Annotated in this window: 23 protein-coding genes; 12 read left to right on the top strand and 11 right to left on the bottom strand. The window is 58.4% G+C overall.

Annotated features, from left to right (window positions below; all coding sequences use genetic code 11):
• Window positions 1-50: 50 nt before the first annotated feature.
• The 7 genes from ACR3ES_RS03485 (at window position 51) to ACR3ES_RS03455 (ending at window position 9,413) form a co-directional block, all read left to right on the top strand.
• On the top strand, window positions 51-1,676 hold the full coding sequence (locus ACR3ES_RS03485; RefSeq protein WP_480424803.1) for a peptide ABC transporter substrate-binding protein: 1,626 nt from the start codon (window positions 51-53) through the stop codon (window positions 1,674-1,676).
• Window positions 1,677-1,742: 66 nt separating this feature from the next.
• On the top strand, window positions 1,743-2,666 hold the full coding sequence (oppB, locus tag ACR3ES_RS03480) for an oligopeptide ABC transporter permease OppB (protein ID WP_170431316.1): 924 nt from the start codon (window positions 1,743-1,745) through the stop codon (window positions 2,664-2,666).
• Between the two features lie 10 nt (window positions 2,667-2,676).
• Window positions 2,677-3,606, top strand: coding sequence for an ABC transporter permease subunit (locus ACR3ES_RS03475; RefSeq protein ID WP_170431318.1), 930 nt, complete (start codon window positions 2,677-2,679; stop codon window positions 3,604-3,606).
• A 1-nt stretch (window position 3,607) separates the two neighbouring features.
• Complete coding sequence (locus ACR3ES_RS03470; RefSeq protein WP_170431320.1) at window positions 3,608-5,413, top strand: ABC transporter ATP-binding protein; 1,806 nt, start codon at window positions 3,608-3,610, stop codon at window positions 5,411-5,413.
• Window positions 5,414-5,697: 284 nt separating this feature from the next.
• The gene (gene galU / locus ACR3ES_RS03465; protein WP_170431322.1) at window positions 5,698-6,591 is read left to right on the top strand and encodes a UTP--glucose-1-phosphate uridylyltransferase GalU; all 894 of its coding nucleotides are present in this window, start codon (window positions 5,698-5,700) and stop codon (window positions 6,589-6,591) included.
• A 72-nt stretch (window positions 6,592-6,663) separates the two neighbouring features.
• Window positions 6,664-8,100 (top strand): mannose-1-phosphate guanylyltransferase/mannose-6-phosphate isomerase, encoded by a 1,437-nt coding sequence (locus ACR3ES_RS03460; protein ID WP_170431324.1) that lies wholly within the window; start codon window positions 6,664-6,666, stop codon window positions 8,098-8,100.
• A 242-nt stretch (window positions 8,101-8,342) separates the two neighbouring features.
• Window positions 8,343-9,413, top strand: coding sequence for a DUF2793 domain-containing protein (locus ACR3ES_RS03455; protein WP_170431326.1), 1,071 nt, complete (start codon window positions 8,343-8,345; stop codon window positions 9,411-9,413).
• A 34-nt stretch (window positions 9,414-9,447) separates the two neighbouring features.
• Here the strand turns inward: ACR3ES_RS03455 and fcl are convergent, their stop codons facing one another.
• Window positions 9,448-10,425 (bottom strand): GDP-L-fucose synthase, encoded by a 978-nt coding sequence (gene fcl, locus ACR3ES_RS03450; RefSeq protein ID WP_170431328.1) that lies wholly within the window; start codon window positions 10,423-10,425, stop codon window positions 9,448-9,450.
• A gap of 10 nt (window positions 10,426-10,435) precedes the next feature.
• Window positions 10,436-11,560, bottom strand: a complete 1,125-nt coding sequence (gene gmd / locus ACR3ES_RS03445; RefSeq protein WP_170431331.1) for a GDP-mannose 4,6-dehydratase — start codon at window positions 11,558-11,560, stop codon at window positions 10,436-10,438.
• 158 nt (window positions 11,561-11,718) lie between these two features.
• On the opposite strand from gmd, the gene ACR3ES_RS03440 reads away from it, so the two are divergent.
• The gene (locus ACR3ES_RS03440) at window positions 11,719-13,023 is read left to right on the top strand and encodes a UDP-glucose dehydrogenase family protein (protein WP_170431333.1); all 1,305 of its coding nucleotides are present in this window, start codon (window positions 11,719-11,721) and stop codon (window positions 13,021-13,023) included.
• A gap of 228 nt (window positions 13,024-13,251) precedes the next feature.
• On the opposite strand, the gene ACR3ES_RS03435 is transcribed toward ACR3ES_RS03440, so the two are convergent.
• Window positions 13,252-13,860, bottom strand: a complete 609-nt coding sequence (locus ACR3ES_RS03435; RefSeq protein WP_480424801.1) for a TetR/AcrR family transcriptional regulator — start codon at window positions 13,858-13,860, stop codon at window positions 13,252-13,254.
• Window positions 13,861-13,932: 72 nt separating this feature from the next.
• Here ACR3ES_RS03435 and ACR3ES_RS03430 point away from each other — a divergent pair, with 72 nt between their 5' ends.
• The 4 genes from ACR3ES_RS03430 to ACR3ES_RS03415 all read left to right on the top strand — a co-directional run bounded on the left by ACR3ES_RS03430 (window position 13,933) and on the right by ACR3ES_RS03415 (window position 16,216).
• Window positions 13,933-14,466 (top strand): peroxiredoxin-like family protein, encoded by a 534-nt coding sequence (locus ACR3ES_RS03430; RefSeq protein WP_170431337.1) that lies wholly within the window; start codon window positions 13,933-13,935, stop codon window positions 14,464-14,466.
• Window positions 14,467-14,484: 18 nt separating this feature from the next.
• A complete protein-coding gene (locus ACR3ES_RS03425) occupies window positions 14,485-14,886 on the top strand; it encodes a nuclear transport factor 2 family protein (protein WP_170431339.1) in 402 nt (133 codons plus the stop codon).
• Between the two features lie 27 nt (window positions 14,887-14,913).
• A complete protein-coding gene (locus ACR3ES_RS03420; protein WP_170431341.1) occupies window positions 14,914-15,354 on the top strand; it encodes a nuclear transport factor 2 family protein in 441 nt (146 codons plus the stop codon).
• 250 nt (window positions 15,355-15,604) lie between these two features.
• The gene (locus ACR3ES_RS03415) at window positions 15,605-16,216 is read left to right on the top strand and encodes a glutathione S-transferase family protein (RefSeq protein ID WP_170431343.1); all 612 of its coding nucleotides are present in this window, start codon (window positions 15,605-15,607) and stop codon (window positions 16,214-16,216) included.
• A 53-nt stretch (window positions 16,217-16,269) separates the two neighbouring features.
• Here the strand turns inward: ACR3ES_RS03415 and ACR3ES_RS03410 are convergent, their stop codons facing one another.
• From ACR3ES_RS03410 to ACR3ES_RS03375, 8 genes are read right to left on the bottom strand one after another with little or no spacing between them, the layout of a single operon-like run.
• The gene (locus ACR3ES_RS03410) at window positions 16,270-17,040 is read right to left on the bottom strand and encodes an SDR family oxidoreductase (protein ID WP_170431345.1); all 771 of its coding nucleotides are present in this window, start codon (window positions 17,038-17,040) and stop codon (window positions 16,270-16,272) included.
• The gene (locus tag ACR3ES_RS03405) at window positions 17,040-17,963 is read right to left on the bottom strand and encodes a dihydrodipicolinate synthase family protein (RefSeq protein WP_170431347.1); all 924 of its coding nucleotides are present in this window, start codon (window positions 17,961-17,963) and stop codon (window positions 17,040-17,042) included. Before ACR3ES_RS03405 ends, ACR3ES_RS03410 begins: the two co-directional genes overlap by 1 nt.
• 8 nt (window positions 17,964-17,971) lie before the next feature.
• Complete coding sequence (locus ACR3ES_RS03400) at window positions 17,972-18,631, bottom strand: aspartate/glutamate racemase family protein (RefSeq protein WP_170431348.1); 660 nt, start codon at window positions 18,629-18,631, stop codon at window positions 17,972-17,974.
• Entirely contained in the window at window positions 18,628-20,073 is a 1,446-nt protein-coding gene (locus ACR3ES_RS03395) for an amidohydrolase family protein (RefSeq protein WP_170431350.1), read from the bottom strand. Before ACR3ES_RS03395 ends, ACR3ES_RS03400 begins: the two co-directional genes overlap by 4 nt.
• Window positions 20,070-21,506, bottom strand: coding sequence for an ABC transporter substrate-binding protein (locus ACR3ES_RS03390; protein WP_170431352.1), 1,437 nt, complete (start codon window positions 21,504-21,506; stop codon window positions 20,070-20,072). Before ACR3ES_RS03390 ends, ACR3ES_RS03395 begins: the two co-directional genes overlap by 4 nt.
• Complete coding sequence (locus tag ACR3ES_RS03385; protein ID WP_170431354.1) at window positions 21,503-22,537, bottom strand: dipeptide ABC transporter ATP-binding protein; 1,035 nt, start codon at window positions 22,535-22,537, stop codon at window positions 21,503-21,505. Before ACR3ES_RS03385 ends, ACR3ES_RS03390 begins: the two co-directional genes overlap by 4 nt.
• Window positions 22,534-23,529 (bottom strand): ABC transporter ATP-binding protein, encoded by a 996-nt coding sequence (locus ACR3ES_RS03380; RefSeq protein ID WP_170431356.1) that lies wholly within the window; start codon window positions 23,527-23,529, stop codon window positions 22,534-22,536. The genes ACR3ES_RS03385 and ACR3ES_RS03380 overlap by 4 nt, the downstream gene beginning before the upstream one ends.
• Window positions 23,529-24,401, bottom strand: a complete 873-nt coding sequence (locus ACR3ES_RS03375; RefSeq protein ID WP_170431358.1) for an ABC transporter permease — start codon at window positions 24,399-24,401, stop codon at window positions 23,529-23,531. Before ACR3ES_RS03375 ends, ACR3ES_RS03380 begins: the two co-directional genes overlap by 1 nt.
• Between the last annotated feature and the right edge of the window lie 2 nt (window positions 24,402-24,403).

Below are 24,403 nucleotides of genomic sequence, written 5' to 3'. Positions count from 1 at the left end.
AGGTTGCGCATCACAGGCGCGGCCCGGCACCTGAAATGGGAGAAAACATCATGAACAGATACATCCGAACCTCACTGGCGGGGCTGATGGCCTCAACGATCATCGCAGGCGCCGCATTCGCCGCCTCTACGCACCCGGAAACGGGCGAAGCGCTGGCAGAGGACCAGACCTTTACCTACCGTGTTCTCGATGAGCACACCTCGGTCGACCCACAGATTGTCGAAGACGTGACCGGCGCAGAGATCGTCCGCGATCTGTTCGAAGGGCTGATGAATCAGGACGAAGACGGCAATCTTGTTCCCGGTGTCGCCACCGGCTACACGACCAATGACACCAAAGACCTTTACACCTTTACGTTGCGTGACGCCAAATGGTCCAACGGCGATCCGGTTACCGCAGGCGATTTCGTATACGCCTGGAAACGTGCCGTCGATCCCGCCTTGTCCTCGCCTTATGCGTGGTTCATGGAGCTGATGGCCATTGAGAACGCCGCGGCGATCATCGCTGGCGAAAAGCCAGTTGATGAGCTGGGCGTCAAAGCCATCGACGACAAGACGCTGGAAGTGCGCCTGAGCGCGCCCCTGCCTTACTTCCCCCAGATGACAACGCATTCCACGACGTTTCCGGCTCCGCAAAAGGTCATCGAGGAATTTGGCGATGCCTGGACTAAACCTGAGAACATTGTCTCGAACGGCGCATATGTTCTGACCGAACACCTGCCGCAGGAACGCTCGGTTCGGGAACGCAACGAGATGTACTGGGATAACGACAATACCATTATCGAAAAGGTCGTGGCGCTGGTCATCAACGACGAAAACGTCGCTCTGACCCGTTACCTTGCGGGAGAGTTGGACCGCACCGAGATCCCGGCCGGTCAGTACCCGCGCCTGCGTCAGGAACACCCGGAGGAGGCAATCAGCTTCCCGCGTCTGTGTAATTACTATTACACGTTCAATGTCTCGGAAGGTGGTCCCGAAGCGTTCAAAGATCCCAACGTACGTCAGGCGCTTTCGCTGGCCGTAGACCGTGCGATCATCACCGAAAAGGTGATGGCCGGTGGTCAGCCAGAAGCCTACACATTTGCCCCCGAAGCGACCGCAGGGTTCACCGTTCCCACCGTTGAGATGCCATCGATGAGCCAAGGGGAGCGGGATGAGTTGGCCAAGGAACTTCTGGCCGAAGCAGGATTTGGTCCGGACAATCCGCTGAGCTTCGAGATGGTCTACAACACGTCGGAAGATCACAAGAAGGTCGCCGTGGCCCTGAGCCAGATGTGGAAGCAGAAACTGGGCGTTCAGGTCGAACTGGCCAACATGGAATGGAAAGTGTTCCTGGAAGAGCGCGGCAACCAGAACTTTGATCTGGCGCGCGGTGCATGGTGTGGCGACTACAACGAGGCGTCCACCTTCCTTGATCTGTTGCAGTCAGACTCGGGCTACAATGACGGCAAATACGCCAACCCCCGTGTTGACGAGCTGTTGGCCCAAGCCAAAACCGCAGACGACCCCGCGCCTCTCTACACCGAGGTCGAGCGCATCCTTGCACAGGAAACCCCTGTGATCCCGATCTACCACTATGCGGGTGTCTACATGATGGACAGCGACGTCGGTAACTGGCCGGTGAACAACGTCGAGCAGAACTGGTACTCGAAAAACCTCTATAAACTCGCCGAGTAATCGTCATGGAACCTCGCCCTGCCCCGGATTTGTCCGGGGCAGGGCCAATAATGATGGGGGCATGACATGCTTGCCTATAGTTTGCGGCGATTGCTCGTCGCGATTCCGACGATCCTGTTACTGATCGTCGCCTGTTTCTTTTTGATGCACTACGCGCCCGGCGGGCCATTCACCTCGGAACGGCCGCTGCCACCGCAGGTTCTGGCCAATATCGAGGCGCGCTATGGGCTGGACCAGCCGTTGTGGAAACAGCTGTGGGACTACCTGTACAACATCGTGTTTCACTTCGACTTTGGTCCGTCCTTTAAATTCAAGGACCGGGACGTGAATGACATCATCGCCCAGGGCTTTCCGATCTCGTTGACCTATGGCTCGCTGTCATTTCTGGTCGCAACGACCATTGGTGTCGGTCTGGGGATCGCCGCCGCGATCAAGCACAACAGCTGGATCGACTATTTCGCCGTTGGGCTGGGCATCGCGGCGCAGGCGCTGCCGAACTTCATCATGGGTCCGATCCTGATCCTGACCTTCACCCTGTGGCTGGGATGGCTGCCCGGTGGCGGCTGGAACGGCGGTCAGTGGCAGTATCTTGTGATGCCAGTTATTGCGTTGGCCACATCTTACATGGGGTCTATCGCTCGGATCACGCGGTCTTCGATGTTGGAGGTTCTCAATTCGAACTTCATCCGCACCGCACGCGCCAAGGGCCTGCCGACCCGGACCATTATCTGGCGTCACGCGCTGAAACCCACACTGCTGCCAGTCGTGTCCTATCTGGGCCCGGTGTTTGTTTACGTGCTGACCGGCTCGGTCTTTGTTGACATTTACTTTTCGACCGGCGGTTTGGGGCAAGCCTATGTCGGCTCAGCCCTGTCACGGGACTATGCCGTGCTGCTGGGGGTCACGATCCTTTACGGCGCGCTGACCGTCATCGTGAACCTGCTGACCGACCTGGCCTATGCCTGGTTCGATCCGAAAATCCGCTACTGAGGGGCTGGCAATGCTTGGAAAATCACAAAAAGCCGCCCACTTGGCCGAGGACGTCACCGACTACACGGCTATTCAGGGGCGCTCGCTCTGGCAGGACGCGCGCATCCGGTTTGTCCGCAACAAGGCGGCGATGGCCAGCGTCTTTATTCTGGGTCTTATTATCCTGTTCACCATCATCGGCCCCTACTTCGCTGTCTGGAACAATGAAGAAATCGACTGGAATGTCATGGGGGACGTGCGCGGCATGGGCATGCCGTCGATCGAAACCGGCCACTATTTCGGTGTCGATGATCTGGGGCGCGACCTCTACAGCCGCGTCATTCAGGCAACCACGACCTCGCTGCTGGTGGGCCTGATCGGGGCGGCAACCGCGCTGATCTTCGGGACATGTTACGGCATCGCCGCGGGCTATATTGGCGGGCGCACAGACGGTGTAATGATGCGTTTTGTCGACATCCTGCTGGCGATCCCGACCACACTGATCATCATCCTGCTCTTGGTGATTGCCGGGCGGTCGTTCTTTACGCTGTTCATCGCACTGGGCGCGGTGGGGTGGCTGACCATGGCGCGGATCGTGCGGGGGCAGACATTGACCCTGAAAAATCGCGAGTTCATCGAGGCGGCCCGCGCCGCTGGAGTCAGCGAGTTCACCATCATGTACCGCCACATCCTGCCCAACCTTCTGGGCGTTGTGATCGTCTATGCCTCATTGCTGGTGCCCGAGATGATCCTTGTCGAAAGCTTCATCTCGTTCCTGGGTCTTGGGATTTCCGAGCCCTATACCTCGCTCGGCCGTCTGATTGCCGAAGGGGCCGGAACCATGGGCTATGGAACCCTGTGGCAGTTGCTGTTCCCCCTGACATTCTACGTCACCATCATCATCACGATGTTCTTCATCGGCGATGGTCTGCGTGACGCACTGGACCCGAAGGACCGCTGATATGAGTCTGTTTTCCGTAAAGGACCTGAGCGTCCAGTTCGACACTCCGGATGGCGTGGTCGAAGCCGTCAAAGGCATCTCTTTCGACATCAACCCGGGCGAGTGTCTGGGCATCGTCGGCGAAAGCGGGTCGGGCAAAAGCCAGACCTTCATGGCTGCGATGGGGCTTTTACCGCCGTCGGGGCGGGCAGTGGGGTCGGTCCTGCTGAATGGCCAAGAGGTCCTGAACCTGCCGGTGGGCAAACTGAACCAGATCCGGGGTGCCGATGTTGGCATGATCTTTCAGGATCCTCTAACCGCGCTCACCCCGCACCTGCGGGTGGGACAGCAGATGCGTGAAGTTCTGCAAATCCACGAGGGTTTGCAGGGGTCGGCGGCGCGGACACGCTGCCTGGAATGGCTTGATCGCGTACGTATTCCCGAGGCCAAACGGCGCCTAGATCAATACCCGCACGAGCTGTCCGGCGGCATGCGCCAGCGGGTGATGATCGCCATGTCGATGCTGTGCAATCCCAAGCTCCTGATCGCGGATGAGCCGACCACGGCGCTGGATGTAACGGTACAGGCCGACATTCTGGATCTGATGGTGCGCCTGCAAAAAGACGAGGGCACGGCCATCGCTCTGATCACCCACGATATGGGTGTCGTCGCACGGATGTGTGACCGCATTCAGGTGATGCGCATGGGCGAATTTGTCGAAGCTGGTACCACCCACGACATCTTCCGCGCGCCAGAACACGATTACACCCGCACCCTGCTCGAGGCGATGCCGCGGATCGACGCCGGGGATGCGCCACGCGCACTAGAGAAAACCGAAGAACCGTTGCTGACGGTTGATGATGTCAAAGTGCATTTCCCGATCCATGTCTCGGGTGGGTTGTTCGGACACAAAGTCCCGTTAAAGGCCGTGGACGGCGTCAGCTTTGACATTCGCAAGGGTGAAACACTGGGCGTTGTCGGCGAATCCGGATGCGGCAAATCCACTCTGGCGCGCGCTGTTTTACAGTTGATCGAACCCAGCGGTGGCAACGTGAGCTGGCTGGGTCATCCCATTGTCGGCTTGAAGCGGTCCGAGTTGAAGAAGTATCGCAAGGACCTGCAAATCGTGTTCCAGGATCCACTGGCCAGCCTTGACCCACGGATGACCATCTCGGCCTCGATTGCCGAGCCGTTAAAGACCTATCGCCCCGACCTGACCGAACGCGAACGCAAACAAATGGTCATCGAGATGATGGAACGCGTTGGCCTGCAGGCCAACATGATCAATCGCTATCCGCACGAATTGTCCGGGGGTCAGAATCAGCGCGTGGGTATCGCCCGGGCGATGATCAACAAGCCAAAACTGATAATCTGCGATGAGGCCGTCTCGGCCCTGGATGTTTCGATTCAGGCGCAGATCGTTGAATTGCTGCGCGAGTTGCAACAGGAGTTTGGGCTGTCGATGATCTTCATCAGCCACGACCTGTCGGTCGTGCGGGCCATATCGAACCGGATCATGGTCCTGTATCTGGGCCGGATCGTGGAAGTGGGCGATGGCGAGATCATCTGTTCGGAACCGATTCACCCTTATACGCAATCCCTGATCTCTGCAGTGCCGATCCCGGACCCGGATGTCGAGCGCAGCCGGCAGCGCATCAAACTGCCCGGCGAATTACCCTCTCCGATGGATCCGAAGGCAGCCCTGCGATTCCTTCCCAGCAAGCTGACAGCAGGTGAGGCGAGCTATGTCCCAAAACTGAGCGAAGTTGCCCCGGATCACTTTGTTGCCGAACACGATCCGCTGGAGAAGATTCTGGCTCAGGTCTGACCAATGACCCCGCGACCGATTCCCGGTCGCGGGGCAAAATCTTGCCGAATCCGGACACTGCGCGGGCAATCGGCGAAGTACCGCGTCTGCCGTCAACACATGCGATAGAAAGACAAAACTCAAAGAAACCGATGGTTGTTTTTGACTCTAACCGTTCAAGGTGGCACGTTTTGAACAATTAGCGCTCGGAACACCGGGCATCATTGATTGATCCGGCTTCGCAGCCTAAGAGAAACTCCGGATGCGCATTCGCGTCCGTATTTTTGCTGAATTTGAGAGGCACCATGGCACGCAAGGTTACCAAGGCGATTTTCCCCGTAGCGGGACTGGGCACACGGTTTTTGCCGGCGACGAAATCGGTTCCGAAAGAGATCATGACACTGGTCGACCGTCCTTTGGTGCAATACGCCATCGATGAGGCGCGCGCAGCGGGGATCACCGAATTTATCTTTGTCACATCGCGCGGCAAATCCGCTTTGGAAGACTACTTTGACCACAACCTGGTTCTGGAACAGGAGCTGAAAACCAAAGGCAAGGATGCCCTGCTGGAAACGCTGAATGCGACCAACATGGAAAGCGGTGCAATCGCCTACATCCGTCAGCACAAGGCCTTGGGGCTGGGTCATGCCGTCTGGTGCGCACGGCGCCTGATCGGTGACGAACCATTTGCCGTGATGCTGCCTGATGACGTGATTGCAGCGGACAAACCTTGCCTGCAGCAGATGATCGAGGCCTATGAGGAAACCGGCGGCAACATGGTCGCCGCGATGGAAGTGGCGCCAGAGCAAACCAGCTCGTACGGCGTTCTGGATGTCGGTGACAACATCGGCACCGTGGTCCGCACCAAGGGAATGGTGGAAAAGCCCAAGCCCGAAGATGCTCCTTCGAACCTTGCCGTGATCGGCCGCTACGTCCTTGGGCCTTCGGTTCTGTACAATCTGAACCAAAAGAAAAAGGGCAGCGGCGGTGAGATCCAACTGACCGATGCAATTGCCGAAGATATCGGTAACGGCGTCCCGGTGTTTGGCTACAAGTTCGAGGGGCAACGGTTTGACTGCGGCTCAAAAGCCGGCTTCCTGCAGGCGACCGTGGCCTTTGCGCTGGCCCGCGATGACCTGCGCGACGACCTGAGCCAATACCTCAATGACATCGTTGCCACGGGGAAAGCGGCACAATAACGGAATGCCCTTCCCCTGCCCGTCAATTAAGGCGATACCGTCTGCTATTGGCAGGCTAAAGGTACGTGCACCATGACTAATATCTATCCCGTCATTCTGTGCGGCGGCTCCGGCACGCGTTTGTGGCCCCTGTCCCGAAAGAGCTATCCAAAGCAGTTCGTGCCGTTGATTGGCGAAACCAGCCTGCTGCAGGATTGCGCCGAAAGGATGCAAGGGCCGAAGGGTGCGCCGTATGCCAAGCCTTTGATTTTAACCAACGAAGCGTTTCGGTTTATAGTGCCGGAACAACTCACCGCAATCGGTGTGGACCCCGGACCGATCCTGATTGAACCCGAGGGTCGCAACACCGCCCCTGCGGTCCTGGCCGCCGCGTTGTATCTGGCGGCCAAGGACCCTGACGCGATCATTCTGGTTGCCCCGTCCGACCATGTTGTGCCGGACAAATCAGCCTTTCATCAGGCCGTGGCCGAAGGTGTCCGTACCATTGGCGCGCGCGGTGATCTTGTGACGTTCGGCATAACGCCGGGCCGGCCAGAGACCGGCTATGGCTACCTGAAGCTCAGCCAGACCCCGGACGGGACCGGCGCAGCGGTGCCCTTGGATCGGTTCGTGGAAAAACCCGATCTGGACAGTGCCAGGTCCATGCTGGACGACGGAAGTTACTTGTGGAACTCGGGCATTTTCCTATTTGCCGTTCGCGACATCGTCGCGGGTTTTGAACACTACGCGCCAGCCCTGATTGAACCGGTAAAACGCGCCGTGGAAAACGCCGAAGCAGATTTGGGGTTCTTGCGGTTGGACGCGGAAGCCTGGGCCGCGGTCGAAGATATCTCGATCGATTACGCCGTGATGGAAAAGGCGTCGAACCTGAGCGTTGTTCCCTATGCGGCCGGGTGGTCCGATGTCGGCAGCTGGACAGCTGTGCAAGAGCTCACCCATCCCGACGCGCAGGGCGTCGCAACAACCGGGGACGTGACCACAATCGACTGTCGCAATGTGCTGGTACGGTCGGAATCGCCGTCGCAGGAGGTTGTGGCCATGGGTCTTGAGAACATGATCGCCGTGGCCATGCCGGATGCCGTTCTGGTGGCCAGTATGGACAAGGCGCAGGATGTCAAGCAGGCCGTCGCAGCGCTCAAAGCCAAGGGTGCCAAACAGGCAGAATCGCTGCCGGTGGACCACCGCCCCTGGGGTTGGTTTGAAAGCCTTGTGATCGGCGACCGGTTTCAGGTCAAACGCATTCATGTGCATCCCGGCGCGTCGCTCAGCCTGCAGTCTCATCACCACCGGTCGGAACATTGGATCGTGGTGGAAGGTACTGCAAAGGTCACCATTGATGAGGATGTGCGCCTCGTCTCCGAGAACGAGTCGGTCTACATCCCTCTGGGCGCGGTGCACCGGATGGAGAATCCGGGCAAAGTGCCGATGGTGCTGATCGAGGTGCAAACCGGGTCATACTTGGGTGAGGACGATATCATCCGCTACGAAGACATTTACGCCCGCAAGTAACCTAGCGGGTCATCTTCGGATCATCTGCGCGAATCTCCAGCCCCCGTAGAATCAGATCGGGGCGGTTTGCCCTTCAACACCTGCGACAGAGCGGGTGTTATCGCGTGTTTGTTTCCACATTGGAAATCTGAGGTTAACGAACCGATTTCCGGGCGTTCGGGCAGGTCAGACGGGATTTACAGGCATCGCTGCAGGGTGGCGCGCAATGACAGTGTCGGACCGACAGCCACAGGAGGATGCCCATGTCCCAGACCTCACCCAGATTGACTCTGCCCTTTTTGCAACCGTCGCAGGCGCAAAAACATGTCACCCATAACGAGGCGCTGCGTCAGTTGGATCTGGTGGTACAGCTGAGCGTTGTCTCCACCAACGCGACCAACCCACCCCCCGCGCCGGAACAAGGCGAAGTACACGCCCTGGGCGTGGCGCCAACTGGGGATTGGAACGGCCACCCGGGTGAACTGGCCGCGTGGCTGGACACTGTCTGGCATTTTGTGACGCCGGATGTCGGCTGGCGGGCCTGGGATCAGGCAAGCGGACAGCTGAAGGTCTGGGACGGCGCCAACTGGATCGAGCCACCGGTCACGACGCAAAATCTGGACGGGGTTGGCGTTGCAACGGGCTATGACAGCACTAACCGCCTCTCCGTGCGCGGCCCGGCAACGCTGCTCAGCCACGAGGGCGGCGGACACCAACTGAAAATCAACAAGGCCGGGTCTGGCGACACGGCTTCGCTGCTGTTTCAGTCGAACTGGACCGGGCACGCGGAACTGGGTCTGTCGGGCAACACCGCGTTTTCCATCAAAGTTTCGCCCGATGGTGGCAGCTGGATCGAAGCCCTGACGTTTGATCCGGCAACCGGGATCGCCGGGGGCGCAGCCGTGCAAACCAGCGCCGAGGACACCACATCAGGGCGTCTGATGCGTGCCGATTTTGGATATGGACCCGGCAACCTGTTGGGTGCAGTCTCGGAATCCGCTGGCGTGCCAACCGGTGCGGTGATCGAGCGCGGCAGCACCTCGAATGGCGATTACGTTCGGTTCGCAGATGGCACTCAAATCTGCACGGCTTCGCTGAGCCCCGTTGCCTGCACCACTGCCGAAGGCGCGCTTTATGCAAGCAATTCCGCGACTTGGAATTTTCCGATTCCGTTCGCAGCCGCACCCGCCATAAGTGGCAGCGGCGGCGCGTTCGGACGCTTTCTCGGACTGGATGCCCCGTCAGGTGCGCTGGTGGGTTACAAGGTTCTGTCCACGATCGCAGACGCAACCGCGCTTGCCCCGATAGTTATAGCAATCGGTCGCTGGTTCTAACAAAGCACGCCACCCGAGCCACATGTTCGGGTGGTCAGCTCGCCCGCAAATCCGCTTCGGATTGCTCCAGATACCACGCATAGGTTTCACGAACCCCGTCTTCGAGCCCGATGCTGGCGCGCCATCCCATATCCGCCAGTCGTGACACATCCATCAGCTTTCGCATGGTGCCATCCGGCTTGCTCGTGTCCTGCGTGATCCGACCCCGAAATCCGACCACCTTGGCCACCAGTTCCGCCAGTTCCGCAATAGAGATATCCGACCCGTACCCGACGTTGATATGGCTGAGCATCGGCTGCGTATTCGCCGCATAAATGTCGCGCGGCAGGTCGAGAACGAAGAGGGATGCCTCTGCCATGTCATCCACGTGCAGAAATTCGCGCCGGGGTTTCCCGGTGCCCCAGATCGTTACTTGGTCCAACCCGTCACGCTGCGCCTCATGGAACCGACGGATCAACGCTGGCAGGACATGGCTGTTCTCGGGATGAAAATTGTCCCCCGGCCCGTACAGGTTGGTTGGCATGACCGAGCGGTAGTCCACACCGTGCTGCCGATTGTAGCTTTCGCACAGTTTGATCCCGGCGATCTTAGCGATGGCATAGGGCTCGTTTGTGGGCTCGAGAACCCCTGTCAGTAGCGCGTCCTCGCGCATGGGCTGCGGAACCTTGCGGGGGTAAATGCACGAGCTGCCCAATTGCAATAGATGTTTGACCCCTGCCGCAAAGGCCTGATGGATCACGTTGCATTCGATCATCATATTTTCATAAATGAAATCAGCGGGATAGGTGTTGTTGGCATGGATGCCGCCCACCCTGGCCGCCGCAAGGATCACGACATCCGGTTGTTCCGCCTGCATGAAATCGCACACATCCGACTGATTCGTCAGATCCAGTTCGGGATGTGTGCGTGTGATCACCTCAAGCGCCTCGCCCGAGGATCGCCGATCCTGCAGCCGGCGGAGGATGGCGCCCCCAACCATGCCGCGATGCCCTGCCAGATAGATCTTGCGCATGCCGCCCTCCTCAGCCGTTTTCCAGGCTGACGGGCAGGTCATAGCCATGCTGCTTGAGCAGCGCGTGGCGTTTGGCGGTCTTCAGGTCCTCGCGCACCATTTCTTCGCACATGTCCTGCACGGTCAGTTCCGGCACCCATCCCAGTTTCTGCCTGGCCTTTGAAGGGTCCCCCAACAGCGTCTCCACTTCCGCCGGGCGGAAATACTGCGGGTCGATCCGCATGACAACGTCTCCCGGTTTCAACGCCGAGGCGTTGTCGCCCTCAATCGCCTTCACAGTCGCGATCTCTTCAACGCCACGGCCCGAAAATTCAACGGAAATACCAAGCTCGGCGGCGGACCATTCGATAAACTGGCGGACAGAATACTGCACACCCGTTGCGATCACATAATCCTCAGGCGAGTCCTGTTGCAGCATCATCCACTGCATCCGAACGTAGTCCTTGGCATGTCCCCAATCGCGCAGGCTGTCGATATTGCCCATGTACAGACAGTCTTCGAGGCCTTGCGCAATATTGGCCAGACCGCGTGTGATCTTGCGCGTCACAAAGGTCTCGCCCCGGCGCGGGCTTTCATGATTGAACAGGATCCCGTTGCAGGCATACATGCCATACGCCTCGCGGTAGTTCACTGTAATCCAGTAGGAATAGAGCTTGGCCACGGCGTAGGGCGAACGCGGGTGGAACGGCGTTGTCTCTCGCTGGGGTGTTTCCTGCACCAACCCATATAGCTCGGAGGTCGAGGCCTGATAAAACCGGGTTTTGTCCTCAAGCCCTAAGAAACGGATCGCTTCCAACAGGCGCAGGGTTCCGATGGCATCGACATCCGCTGTGTATTCCGGGGATTCAAAACTGACCGCCACATGCGATTGGGCCCCGAGATTATACACCTCGTCCGGTTGAACCTGCTGGATGATTCGCGTCAGGTTCGACGTATCGCTCAGGTCGCCGTAATGCAGATGCAGTTTCGGGTTGGGCTCGTGCGGGTCCTGATAGATGTGATCAATACGTTGCGTGTTAAATGAAGACGCGCGCCGCTTGATCCCATGAACTTCGTATCCTTTTTCCAACAGGAACTCGGCCAGGTACGAACCGTCCTGGCCTGTAATGCCGGTAATCAATGCCGTTTTGGTCATATCTGGGCCCTTAAGTGCAATTGCGCCTGTTTGTTGTCTCAAAAACAGCAAGAATCTGTGGAATGCAACCCAACGCGCTGGTCAGGCATTGAAACCGGCGTCGGATTCCCTGATTGTGCGCGCGCCACCAGCGGTAATTGGTAAGAAGGATTTAGTTTATGCGTATTGCGATGATCGGCACAGGCTATGTGGGTCTGGTGTCCGGGGTTTGTTTTTCGGATTTTGGCCACGATGTGATTTGCGTCGATAAGACGGATCAGAAGATCCAGATGCTGCAGGCAGGCGAGGTTCCGATCTATGAGCCGGGACTTGACGTGCTGATGGCCAAGAACGTGGCTGCCGGTCGCCTGAGCTTTACCACCGATCTGGTCGCTGCGGTTGACGGCGCGGATGCGGTGTTCATTGCCGTGGGCACGCCGACCCGTCGCGGTGATGGCCATGCGGACCTGACCTACGTGATGGCCGCCGCCGAGGAGATCGCCCGCGCGGTCACCGATTACACCGTGATTGTCACTAAATCCACCGTGCCAGTGGGCACGAACCGCAAGGTTCACGAGGTGGTGTCCGCGGCCAATCCAAAGGCGGATTTTGATGTCGCGTCGAACCCGGAGTTTCTGCGCGAAGGGGCAGCGATCGACGACTTCATGCGTCCCGACCGCGTTGTGGTTGGCGTTGAAAGCGACCGCGCCGCCGAGGTGATGGCAGAGATTTACCGCCCATTGTATCTGCGCGACTTCCCGATCCTGACCACGGATCTGGAAAGTGCTGAAATGATCAAATACGCCGCAAATGCGTTTCTGGCGACCAAGATCACCTTCATCAACGAAATCGCGGGCCTGTGCGAACGGGTTGGCGGCGACGTGAAAGAGGTTGCGCGCGGCATCGGGTTGGACGGGCGGATTGGGAACAAGTTCCTGCACGCCGGTCCCGGTTACGGGGGATCGTGCTTTCCCAAAGATACCGCCGCACTGGCGCGGATCGGGCAGGAACACGCGCATCCGATGCAGATCACCGAAACGGTTATGCGCGTAAATGACGAAGTCAAAAAGCGGATGATCGAAAAAATCCGAGAGGCTTGCAGCGACAGTTTCAACGGCAAAACGGTTGCCATGTTGGGTGTAACCTTCAAACCCAACACCGATGACATGCGCGACGCACCATCGCTGACCATCGTGCCCGCGCTTATCGGCAGTGGCGCCAAAGTCCGCGTTGTCGATCCACAGGGACGAGCCGAGGGCGAAGACCTGCTGCCCGGCGTAGAATGGTCAGACGATCCGTATGAGGCGGCAAAAGACGCGGATGTGGTTGTATTGCTAACCGAGTGGAATGAATTCCGGGCTCTGAACCTGACCGATCTGGCCGAAACCATGAAGACCCCCAGAATGGTAGACCTGCGCAATATCTACTCCGAGGGCACCGTGATGAAATCCGGTTTCGAAACTTATGTCGGAGTCGGCCGGTAAAGGTCTGTTTTGCCAGTTGCCCGAACTGAAAACAACATGGCCGTTGTCCAGTCTTGATGACGGCCCTGCCCCGACTTCAGACCACAAGCTTGCGATCCGCTGCACCTACGCTCTCATCCAAAGCAAGCAAATTTAAACCGCCATGCGAACACAGGCGAAAAGCGTATATCAGAACTCGATTTGGGCGGAGTTCCTAAAGACCTGTCTGCGATGCGTAAACGTTAGCCATTAACACGTGAGCAGCATCTGCACCCGAGCGTCGAGATCCTTTTGCATGCGATCCCCGCTCCAGCCAGCACGTCCTCGGAACATGTAACCTTGCCTTAAGTCATAGAGAAGCGCAGCACGCTCACGGGACGGAAAATCTGCGGGCAACGTGCCCTTTTCGATTTCCCGGTCGAACCGGGCTGCAAGGCGTTTTTCGGTGTCTTCGATCGCCGCCTCAACGCGCTCTGCCACACCCTCTACCTGACCAACCGTTGTAACCACGCTCGATGCCAGAAAGCATCCCTTCGCCCCGCTTTCGTGCGCGGTTGCATAGTGAACCACTTCGGACAGGAACCCTTTGATGGCTTTGGCGATATCCTCCTCGGCCTCAAAGGCCACCACGGGCGCGCATCCATCCACATCCGCATAGAGGTCGATGGTTTTGAGATACAGCTCTCGCTTGTCACCAAACGCGGCGTACAGGCTTGGTCCGGTAATCCCCATCGCCTGAGTCAGATCCCGCAGCGACGCCCCGTCATACCCCTTGGTCCAGAAGACCGACATCGCCTGCACAAGAGCTTCGTCGTAATCGAAGTTTCTTGGGCGGCCTAATTTTTTTGTATCGGTCAATATATAATTCCTTGACTCTCGCGTCGCCATGATAGTTATGTATCAATCGATATATAATCAGAAAGGCTTCTCATGACCAGCCCCAAACCTGCCGTCGGAAAGGCATTTCCGGCGATCTATCTACCTGTGCTTGGTGGCAACACCCGAAGCTTGTCCGTCCCTCGGGGCGGGTACGACTGGATGTTGAGCGTCGTCTATCGCGGCAAACACTGCCCGCTGTGCACGACCTACCTGCGCGATCTGAACGACGCGCTCCCTGAGTTGAATGCCCTGGGCGTCGATGTGCTGGCGGTCTCTGCCGATAGCGCAGAGCGTGCCACAGCACAGATGCATGACGTCTCACCAACCTTCGATGTTGGCTATGGTCTGAGTGTTGAGCAGATGCGGACGCTGGGTCTGTATGTCTCCGGTCCACGCAACGGGATGGATGTCGAGGGGCCGTTTGCCGAACCCGGGCTTTTCGTCGTCAACGATCACGGCAGGCTGCAGATCGTTGACATCTCGAACATCCCGTTTGCCCGCCCCAGCCTGACCAGCCTTGTGAAGGGTATCCGGTTCTTGCGCGGGTTGTCCGATGACTTCCCAGTCAACGGCACCCACGCCTGAAATTGAAGGAGACCTGAAATGGCAGACAAAACCGAAGCAGGCGTGCGCGCTGCGATTGAGGACCTGATGAATGTCGCGGTCCACGGCGACACCGGCGGTCTGGACCGTATCTATCATAAAAACATGCAAATCCTGATGCTGGACGTCAGTGGCGAATTGGCACGCTTTGACAAGCCCGGTTTCATGGCGCTGATGGCCAAATCGGTCAAAGACACCAACCCGGATGATCACAAATGGGCCCGGTTCAACGCCGTTGAAGCAAACGGCGACCATGGGCACGTCCTGATCACCCGGCGGGTGCCAATCGGCGATTCCCGCAAAGTGCTTGAGCTCAGCATCGACCTGATTTTCGAAGACGACCGCTGGCAGGTCACGCGAGAGGTGATCTTCGCGCGTCCTGATCCCGATCCGACTTCCTGACACGCCCATAAAAAGAAGGAACGTACTATGCGCATGATGAATTCAATTGCGGCCGTATTGCTTTCGGCAGGTATGGCCGTCGCAGATGACGCGACCACCAGCCTGAATGCTGTCAACGATCAGTTCAACGCCTTCGCTGCTGATCACGACGCGGCCGGGCTGGTCTCACTTTATTCCGAAGACACGCTCTGGATCGAACACGGCAAACCTGTGCGTCAGGGGCTGGAGGGTCCGCGGGAGTTGTTCGAGTTTGTCGCCGCCAATAAAGGTGAGGTCACTCATACAATTGATCACTTATACGTCTCGGACGACGAGACTCTGGCGGTCATGATCGGCTTTGTAGAGGCGAAAATCGAAACAGTTGGGATGGATGCCACCGGCACCTATCTCTTTGTCTTGCGCCCGGAGGACGATGGCTGGGAAATCGTCACCGACATGTGGCATCAACATACCAGCAGCGAGTACTGAATCCGGGGACCAGGGCCGTTTTCGGAAACGAGTGGATAAGCCAGCGCGGTTCTGACAATCGCTTGTTCAAAATTGACTGAGGCAGGTCACGACGCTCTCATTCAAAAGCTACCATCACTGCCGCATTGCGGGCGATGCCGAGGCCGCTATGATCAATCATATCCGGAGCACTGTCGCCTGGGCGGGAACACCGGTTTGATCTGACACCGATGTAGTTACTAACACCTTGAACTGACCTGGAGCCCGCCTCATGAATCGACTCTTCTATTCCCCAGCGTCACCTTTCGCGCGCAAAGTGCGCGTCTCGATTATCGAAAAAGACGTCGAAGACCAGTTTGAAGACGTGAGTGTGGCAACCTCGCCTCTCGACACCAACACCGATCTTGCAGCACGCAACCCGTTGGGGAAAATTCCCTGTGTCCAACGCGCCGACGGTCGTGTGATTTTTGACAGCCGCATCATAATGCGTTTTGTCGATGGCCTGAGCGACCCTGCAACGCTCTACGACAACGGCGATGACAGGTTCGACCGCCTGACTTTGGAAAGCCTCGCAGAAGGGGTGATCGAAGCAGCCTTGGCGTGTGTTTACGAGCGACGCGTGCGGGACGAAGCAGAGGTGTCGCAGGCCTGGCTTGACGGACAAGGCGAAAAGATCGACCGCTCTCTCAATTGGTACGAAGAGCGCGGATCCGATGTTCTGGATACCCGGTTCGATGCAGCGTCAATCGGGCTGGCCTGCGCGCTGGGCTATCTCGATTTTCGCCAACCGGTCGGCGATTGGCGCGTCGACCGCCCGCAGTTGGCCGCTTGGTACGACACGGTGTCCAACCGCCCCTCGCTTGTTCGAACAATGCCCAGATAGCAAACGAACTGGCAGGGGCGATCCGGATTTTCTGAATACTCTGCTGCGGTCGTTTATATGGACTTTATGCCCCCGCCATCAATCCGTATGCGCGAGCCCGTTACATATCCGGCTCGGTTAGAGGCCAGAAACGTAACGACATCCGCAAACTCTTCCGGCTTTCCATAGCGTCCCGCCGGGATGGTCGCCCGCGATTTGGCGGCAACGTCCGCAACATCCGTGCCCGTACGCGTGGCGGCGGCTGCGTCCAGTTCATCAACGCGCTGAGTGTGTATACGGCCCGGCATCACCACATTGACTGTAATGCCATCAGCCGCAACTTCCGCAGACAGCGTTTTGGACCAGCCGACGACGGCGGACCGGATGCCATTGGACAGGGCAAGGTTTGGAATGGGCTGTTCGACACCCGAGGAAGTGATCGAAATGATGCGGCCCCATTGGTTTTCTTTCATCTTCGGCAGCAGCTGCGTGTTCAAATGGAAGATGTTTGCCGCCATGGTTTCGAAATGCACAAGCCACGCTTCGCGTGTTGCCGCCTGCGCCGTACCGGGAGGCGGGCCACCGCCGTTGTTGACGATTATGTCTACGCCACCATCTTTCAGCAGATCGACCACCAGCGCATCGACCTCGGACGGATTGCCGAGGTCCAATTGAACCGGATGAACATTTTCCATGCCTTGCGCCCATGCCTCGATCTTGTCGCGGCTGCGGGCGGCGGCGAACACTGTCGCGCCTTCTGCGGCAAGCGATTTGGCAATCTCCATACCAAGGCCACGACTGGCCCCCAGAACAAGCGCGCGTTTCCCGGTGATTTCCAGATCCATCAGTTCAATTCCTCCAGTCGTTTTTCAAGCCGCGCGATCAGTTGATCGACCTCTGCCCGGCTGTTTTGCGATAGCGACGCACCCGGACGGCGCAAGGCGCCGTGGGCAATGATGCCACGCCGAGCGAGGGTGTACTTGCGGATGGCCAACCCCATCCCGGGCTGTTGTTCAAAACGGGCGAGCGGCAGATAGGCATCGAAGATATCCTGTGCCCGGTCCGGATCGCCCTCGGCATAGAGCGTTGTAACGCTCACCATCATTTCGGGATAGGCAAACCCTGTCATGGCACCATCCGCACCACGCGCCATTTCTTCGGGCAGGAAAAGCCCACCGTTGCCGCACAGGATCGAAATGCGCCGATTCAGCATCCCCTCGGCCCGCAACGCGGTGATCTTTTCAAGACCGGGCCAATCCTCATGCTTGAGGCAAACGCAGTTCGGCAGGTCATTGACGATCCGCGCGATGACCTTGGGGGCGATCTGTACTCCGGTGACCAGCGGGAAGTCCTGCAGAACAAACGGCACATCTCCGATCAACTCGGCGACCTGAGTATAATATGTCACGATTTGGTCGTCAGTGCGCAGCGATGCCGGAGGGGCGATCATGACGCCCGCCGCACCGAGATCCATCACCATCATCGTCAGCGCCTTGATCTGAGCGAAGCCTGGTGCGGAGACACCGACCACAACCGGCACGCGGCCGTTCACACGCGTCAGGATACGCGCCACGACGTCGCGGGATTCCTCGACCGTGAGCTTGGGCGCCTCACCCATCATGCCCAGAACAGTCAGGCCGGTTGCCCCGGTATCGAGATAGAAATCAACCATCCGGTCACAGCTGTCCATGTCAATCTGGCCGTCTGGGAGAAATGGCGTAACGGCGATCACAAAAACGCCCGCAGCTTCGGTGGTAAGTCGTGTCATGAAATATCCTATCGTGTGTTTTGCAGGGCCACCCTGCCAATCGCCATGGCGGTCGCGGCCTGGCAGGGTTCGACCACCGGGATACCAAGGTAAGCTTCTAACTCCGCGCGATATGCGGTCATGCCCGCACAGCCGAGGATGATAACATCGGCCAAGGCAACGTCCCGCAGACTGCTGCCGACGGCCTTGAGCCGGTCGAATGTCCGGGCGTGATCTGCCAATTCCTGGACTCCAAGCTCTAGCGGCTGATCGGCAGCAAACCGATCCATCACCCCCATCGCGCCAATGTATCGCATATGACGGGGGATGCTCTTGGACAGGATTGAGACAATCCCGAACCGTTGGCCCAGTGTCATGGCGGTCAGGATCGAAGACTCGGCAATACCCAGCACCGGTTGCGCGGATTGTTCGCGCAAGGCAGCAAGTCCCGGGTCGGAATAACAGGCTATGACAAAGGCGCTGGCCTGATCTTCCAACCGCGCGCAGTGGTCCAGCAGCGGCGCCACGACACCTTCGACATGGGCCTGCGTTTCGATCCCCGGCGGTCCTTCGGCTAAGGTCCGGGCCTCGATAGGCACAGGGCTTGCCGCACGCATGGGCCCAACCGCCTCGTCAATGCCATCGGTCACATGCTGGCTGCTGTTGGGGTTTATCACATAGATCGTCATGTCTGCCTTTCTTCGTCACCCCAGAATCCTTGCGGAATAGCGAGATCCCGAGTGCCTCCGATCCGATCAATCATGATCGCGGTTTCCTGCGCAGCATCACGAAGGATATCGGCCTCGTTCACGCGCGTTGCCTTGCCCTCCCTCAAAACGAACTCGCCACCGATCATGACGTTGGACACATCATTGCCGTTGGCAAAGCAGACCAGCCGGTGCAAAGCCATGTTGGGTGGGTAGAGATGCGGCCGCCGCAGATCAAGCGTTACGATATCGGCCGCCTTTCCGACCTCAATCGAACCAATCCGATCCGCCATGCCCAGCGCGCGTGCACCCCCAATGGTACACATCTCAAGCACCTGGCCAATGGGCAGCCTGTCGGCATCGCGGAAGTGGCGACGGTGATAATGCATCGCCTGTTGCATGTGACGGAACATGTCCGCTGACCTGTCTGGTGCCGTTGCGTCCGAACCCAGCGCCACGCAGGCACCTGCCTCCATCAATTCGGTCGCCGGGCAGCGCCCCAAGATCGAGGCATTGGCAGACGGGTTATGCGCGATTTTCGTATCTGTCGCCGCAACCAGCTCAATCTCGTCTGCGTGCAGGTCGATACAATGGGACAGCAGCGTTTCAGGACCCAGCAGACCAAGCTTTTCTGCCCGGCGGATCGAGCCGCGCCAATGGCCATCCTGCGTGAAAATGAGTCCCATGTCCCGAGCGTATTCCCGGACAATCCTTGCCTGCTCGCAGGCTGCAGCATAGTCCTCTTCCGCCATGTCGCGTTCGTGTTCATCCCTCAAAACAGGGTAAAGCATGGCGACGTGAATGCGGCTGTCATGTGTGTCGTGCCACTCGGACACGACGCTCTGACAACATTCCAGCTGCTGTTCGAATATGACCAGGTAGTCTTGTCGCTCCCCCCCCGGCCATTCAGCATATGTCATCGGATGAGGAGCGCGGGTCGGGCCAACGGCGACAACGCTGCGGGTGCCAACCTCGACCACACCACGGCAATGAGCAGCGGCGTGTTTCGGATCGTCGGTCCGCATGATTGTGTCGCCCCCGCCCAGCAGGGACACGCCGGTCGTGACGCCAAACCGCAGCCGCTCCAACGCGGCAAGACGAGCCTCTGCATACCAGAATTCGGGTGGCGAGGCCCGAGTATATACCTCTCCACAAATCTCTTCCCAACGGCAGCCATCATGCATGCCCATGGATTTGATCAGACCATGACCAGCATGGGCATGGACATCGACGAGGCCGGGGATAACGATATGGCCCGAGCAATCCACGAAATGGTCCGCCTGCACATCAGTCTGCAATTCAGCCGCTGCACCAACGGCAAGAATTTCCCCATCCCTCACAGCAACCGCGCCGTTTTCGATCACACGCCGATCAGGGTCCATGGTGATAACGCAAGCACCGGTGATCAGCGTGTCGGCCTTCATTGCTCTGCTCCTCCCAAGGCAGGAAGTCGCGCGACATCGATCACCCCGTCAGCAGGCATCGCAAAGTCCGGATGTGCTCCTGACAGCCCGATCACCCGGATGGGATTGTACAGTGTAAGCCAGGCCGGATCGTCCTGCAGCAACGTATAGCACTGACGCCAGATTTTCGCACGTAGAGCACGGTCCGTGGTGCGCCGGCCCTTGTCGATCAACAGCTCGATCTCAGCGTTTGCGTAACCCTGCCACCAGGAGCCTGCGACGCGGGAGTCGATCTTTTCATAGAGCACGCGATACGTACTCATCGGGCTGGAATCAAATACACAGAGGTCGCGGATTTCCTTGCGGCGCACCATATGGGCGTAGTCTTCACGTTCAGTATGGATATGAACGTTCAGGGCAATGCCGACCTCGCGCAGCTGAGCATCCAGCGCCGCCGTCAGCCGTTCAGCCTCATCCGGGAGGCGCGTTGGGCAATCGACATCAAGCGTCAATCCCGCGCTCCAGCCAGCCTCCGCCAGCAGATGCCGTGCCATATCGCGATCCATCTGCTTCGTTTCTCCCGGCCCAGCACCAAAATGGTTGGGATTGACGAAACCGTACAAGGGACTTGCCGCACCAGCCATAACTGTCTCAACAATAGCGTCGCGATCTACGGCCAGGCTAATCGCGCGGCGCACTAGGGAATCCGCAAGCGGCCCTTTCGCCACGTTCAAAAGATAGATGATCGCGACCGGCGCCAGATATTCATGACGCTCAACGCCCAGTGTGCGGGACGCCTCATAACCAAGCGCATTGGCCACCTGCACCTCGCCGCGCTCCAGCAACACTTGCCGCACGGCCGGATCGGGCACGTAGAGCCACGTGATCGTCTTATTGGCGGGCAAGCCAGCAAAATGCTTGTCCACCCGCGTGGCCGTGATCCTGCCTAGCGTAGCTGAGGTCAATCGATACGGGCCAGATCCGATCTGCATGGCGTAGTTGCCGCCATCCAGCGCGGCAAATGCCGATGGCGCCACAATGAAACCCTGTTCAAGCACGTCCAGCAGATCAGCCATCGGTTCAACCAACGTAACGACCAGATTGTGAGACTCCACGATTTCCAGCGTTGCACCGCCAAGATATTGCCGCCAAACGGCCGGTGCCCCCAACGTGTAGCCCTTATCCTCTCGCGCCATCCTCTCAAGAGATGCGGCAACCGCCTGAGCGTCACAGGGACTGCCATCATGAAACGTCACCCCCTGCCGCAGACGGAAACTCCAGTTGCGGGCGTCGTCGGAAACGGTCCAGCTTTCGGCAAGATGCGGCACGAAGTCCTGCCCTACACGCCGCACAAGCGTGTCATAAACGGCATGCAGGATCGTCAATTCATCGCTTGCATCCGTGCAGTCATGCGGATCGTGTATACCCAGACGAGCCTGTGCAATAACGGTCATGCCCTGTCCCTTTCCGGCTCATCGATCAGGTGGCAGGCAACGGATTGTCCGTCGCCGACATCCTGCAATTTGGGGCGTTCAGTCGCGCACCGATCCCACGCAAACGGGCAGCGGGTGCGAAAACAGCATCCCGAGGGCAGAGCCAGCGCCGAGGGGACTTCGCCGCTTAGCGTGATCTCTTCTTTATCACGCCTGGCCTTGATGCTGGGAGCCGCAGAAAGAAGTGCGCGCGTGTAAGGGTGTCGGGGATTGGAGAACAAAACGTCGCGCGGTGCGTTCTCGACCATAAAGCCAAGATACATCACGCCGACCGAATCCGCGATATGGTGCACGACCGACAAATCATGGCTTATGAACAGATACGAGAGTCCAAGCTCGTCACGCAAATCCTTCATCAGATTGAGGATTTGCGCCTGAATCGATACGTCGAGCGCCGAAACCGGTTCATCAGCAACAATAAGACCAGGGGTTACGGAAAGCGCGCGCGCGATGCCGATACGCTGTCTTTGGCCCCCCGAGAACTGATGCGGATAGCGCCCGGCATGCTCGGCGTTCAAACCCACCTTGGCCAGCAGCTGTTCGATCCGGGTCGGCACAGTCTTGCGGTCACGCGCGCTCTTGGTTTGTTCCAGCAAAGGCTCGGCAACAATATCGCGGACACGCTGGCGCGGGTTCAGTGAAGCGTAAGGGTCCTGGAAAATCATCTGCATCCGGGCCCGCACGGGCAGCATCTGGGCAAAATCGTAACCGGCGATATCCTCCCCTTCGACCAGCACTTCGCCAACCGTCGGCTTGTAGATACGTGCGATGGCCTTGGCGACCGTTGATTTGCCACACCCACTTTCACCGACCAGCGCCATAATCTCTCCACGCGCGATCTTGAAGCTGACACCGTTGACCGCGTGCACGACAGGGTTTTCCAGCCGCACGCCTTTGGCATCGATCTTCAGCCGGTCGAGAATTCCACCGCCGATCTGGAAGTGCATTTCCAGATTGCGCACTTCAAGCATGGGGGCCTGATGATCGGTCATGCTGCGTCTTCCGGCGCTAAAGGAAAGTGGCATGCCGCCCAAAGCGTTGCACGCGGTTTACTCAGTTCCGGTTCCTCTTCGGCGCAACGGGCCCGCGCACGCGGACAGCGATCACGAAAGTTGCACCCCTTGGGTAGGTTACGCACGTCAGGAACAGCGCCCGGGATCTGGCTCAGCCGGTCATGCCGGTTTGTGATGTCGGGAATGCTGTCGATAAGGCCTCGGGTATAGGGGTGCGAGGGTGCCTCGATCAGGTCACGCGTGCGGCCGCGTTCCACAACCTTGCCGCAATAAAGCACCGTGATGTGGTCGGCCATTTCCGAGACGACAGCAAGATCATGGGTGATCAGGACCATCGAAGCGCCCTTGTCCTTAATCTGCTGACGCATGAGCTTGAGAATTTGGCTTTGAATTGTGACGTCTAGAGCAGTTGTCGGTTCATCCGCGATGATCAAGCGGGGACCCGCCAGCATGGCGATAGCGATCACCACGCGTTGACGCATACCGCCCGAAAACTGATGCGGGTATGCCTTGAGGCGTTCGTTGGCACGGCTGATCCCCACACTTTCCAGCATGTCGACACAGGCTTGCCGACGCGTCCTGGCATCAAGATCGGTGTGCAGGCGCAAGACCTCATCCATCTGCTGCCCGATTGTTTGCAGCGGATTGAGCGAGGTCATCGGGTCTTGAAACACCATTGAAATCTCTTGCCCACGCACTTCGCGCAGACGCGTTTCGCCAGCCGTGACAAGGTCCTGACCGTCAAACAGGATTTCTCCGCCCTCTATCTGACCCGGACTGTCGATGAGGCCGAGGATCGAAAACCCAACTACGGACTTTCCACCGCCGCTTTCGCCGACCAGCCCCATCACCTCACCTTCGCCGATTTCAAACGTGACGCCATTCACGGCCCGCACGGTGCCGGAGTAGGTATGGAAGCTGGTATGCAGGTCGCGCACGGCCAGCAGTGGTTTCTGAACGGTCTGCTCCATCACTTGAGCCTCGGGTTTAGTTCGTCGCGCAGAAAATCGCCGAAAAGGTTGATCCCAAACACCAGCGTCATGATGGCCACGCCCGGAAAGACAGAGGTCCACCACAACCCGCTGAAAAGCACATCAAAGCCGTTCTTGATGAGCAGCCCCAGCGACGGTTGGGTGATCGGCACCCCAACACCAAGAAAGCTGAGCGAAGCCTCGATCAGAACAAAAGTGCCGACCTGAATGGTGGCAATTACGATGAGTGGCGTTAGCACATTGGGCAAAACGTGCTTGCGAATGATCTTGTGGTTGGGCAACCCCGCGACCTTGGCGGCCTGAACGTATTCTTTCTCGATTTCTGACAGTGTCGAACCGCGTACCGTGCGCGCATAGACAACCCAACCCACGGCGGTCAGGGCGATCAGCACTTTATCAATACCGGTGCCGACGGCAGACATCAGAAAAAGTGCGATCAGGATAGACGGAAATGACAACTGTACATCCGCGATGCGCATGATGACGGAATCGACAAGGCCACCGTAAAACCCGGCTATCAGCCCCAGCATCGTGCCGATGATACAGGACGCACACATCGCCACCAGCCCGATGAAGACCGATATTCGCGCACCGTACAGGATCGAAGCCCAAACGTCCCGTCCCTGCCCATCAGTGCCAAACGGAAAGCGCGGGTCGCCGCCTTCCAGCCACATGGGCGGCTTGTAGCTGTCCATCAGATCGAGTGCCGCAATGTCATAAGGGTTCTGGGCGACGAGAAACGGTCCGGCAACCACTGCGAATGCAAACAGCGCCATCAGCGCACTGCCGATCATGGCAGACGTGCTGCGTTTGTAGTTGTGGAAGAACTCGGATCGAAGGAAACCGGACATCA

The sequence above is a fragment of the Ruegeria sp. B1 genome (genome assembly GCF_056535885.1).
Note: the sequence above shows the minus strand (reverse complement) of the source record. Positions and strands in the feature narration are given on the sequence as shown.

Bases quoted from the DNA above. Each gene is read 5' to 3' on its own strand.
- ACR3ES_RS03485 (WP_480424803.1), top strand. From the start codon at position 51: ATGAACAGATACATCCGAACCTCACTGGCGGGGCTGATGGCCTCAACG.
- oppB (WP_170431316.1), top strand. From the start codon at position 1,743: ATGCTTGCCTATAGTTTGCGGCGATTGCTCGTCGCGATTCCGACGATC.
- ACR3ES_RS03475 (WP_170431318.1), top strand. From the start codon at position 2,677: ATGCTTGGAAAATCACAAAAAGCCGCCCACTTGGCCGAGGACGTCACC.
- ACR3ES_RS03470 (WP_170431320.1), top strand. From the start codon at position 3,608: ATGAGTCTGTTTTCCGTAAAGGACCTGAGCGTCCAGTTCGACACTCCG.
- galU (WP_170431322.1), top strand. From the start codon at position 5,698: ATGGCACGCAAGGTTACCAAGGCGATTTTCCCCGTAGCGGGACTGGGC.
- ACR3ES_RS03460 (WP_170431324.1), top strand. From the start codon at position 6,664: ATGACTAATATCTATCCCGTCATTCTGTGCGGCGGCTCCGGCACGCGT.
- ACR3ES_RS03455 (WP_170431326.1), top strand. From the start codon at position 8,343: ATGTCCCAGACCTCACCCAGATTGACTCTGCCCTTTTTGCAACCGTCG.
- fcl (WP_170431328.1), bottom strand. From the start codon at position 10,425: ATGCGCAAGATCTATCTGGCAGGGCATCGCGGCATGGTTGGGGGCGCC.
- gmd (WP_170431331.1), bottom strand. From the start codon at position 11,560: ATGACCAAAACGGCATTGATTACCGGCATTACAGGCCAGGACGGTTCG.
- ACR3ES_RS03440 (WP_170431333.1), top strand. From the start codon at position 11,719: ATGCGTATTGCGATGATCGGCACAGGCTATGTGGGTCTGGTGTCCGGG.
- ACR3ES_RS03430 (WP_170431337.1), top strand. From the start codon at position 13,933: ATGACCAGCCCCAAACCTGCCGTCGGAAAGGCATTTCCGGCGATCTAT.
- ACR3ES_RS03425 (WP_170431339.1), top strand. From the start codon at position 14,485: ATGGCAGACAAAACCGAAGCAGGCGTGCGCGCTGCGATTGAGGACCTG.
- ACR3ES_RS03420 (WP_170431341.1), top strand. From the start codon at position 14,914: ATGCGCATGATGAATTCAATTGCGGCCGTATTGCTTTCGGCAGGTATG.
- ACR3ES_RS03415 (WP_170431343.1), top strand. From the start codon at position 15,605: ATGAATCGACTCTTCTATTCCCCAGCGTCACCTTTCGCGCGCAAAGTG.
- ACR3ES_RS03410 (WP_170431345.1), bottom strand. From the start codon at position 17,040: ATGGATCTGGAAATCACCGGGAAACGCGCGCTTGTTCTGGGGGCCAGT.
- ACR3ES_RS03405 (WP_170431347.1), bottom strand. From the start codon at position 17,963: ATGACACGACTTACCACCGAAGCTGCGGGCGTTTTTGTGATCGCCGTT.
- ACR3ES_RS03400 (WP_170431348.1), bottom strand. From the start codon at position 18,631: ATGACGATCTATGTGATAAACCCCAACAGCAGCCAGCATGTGACCGAT.
- ACR3ES_RS03395 (WP_170431350.1), bottom strand. From the start codon at position 20,073: ATGAAGGCCGACACGCTGATCACCGGTGCTTGCGTTATCACCATGGAC.
- ACR3ES_RS03390 (WP_170431352.1), bottom strand. From the start codon at position 21,506: ATGACCGTTATTGCACAGGCTCGTCTGGGTATACACGATCCGCATGAC.
- ACR3ES_RS03385 (WP_170431354.1), bottom strand. From the start codon at position 22,537: ATGACCGATCATCAGGCCCCCATGCTTGAAGTGCGCAATCTGGAAATG.
- ACR3ES_RS03380 (WP_170431356.1), bottom strand. From the start codon at position 23,529: ATGGAGCAGACCGTTCAGAAACCACTGCTGGCCGTGCGCGACCTGCAT.
- ACR3ES_RS03375 (WP_170431358.1), bottom strand. From the start codon at position 24,401: ATGTCCGGTTTCCTTCGATCCGAGTTCTTCCACAACTACAAACGCAGC.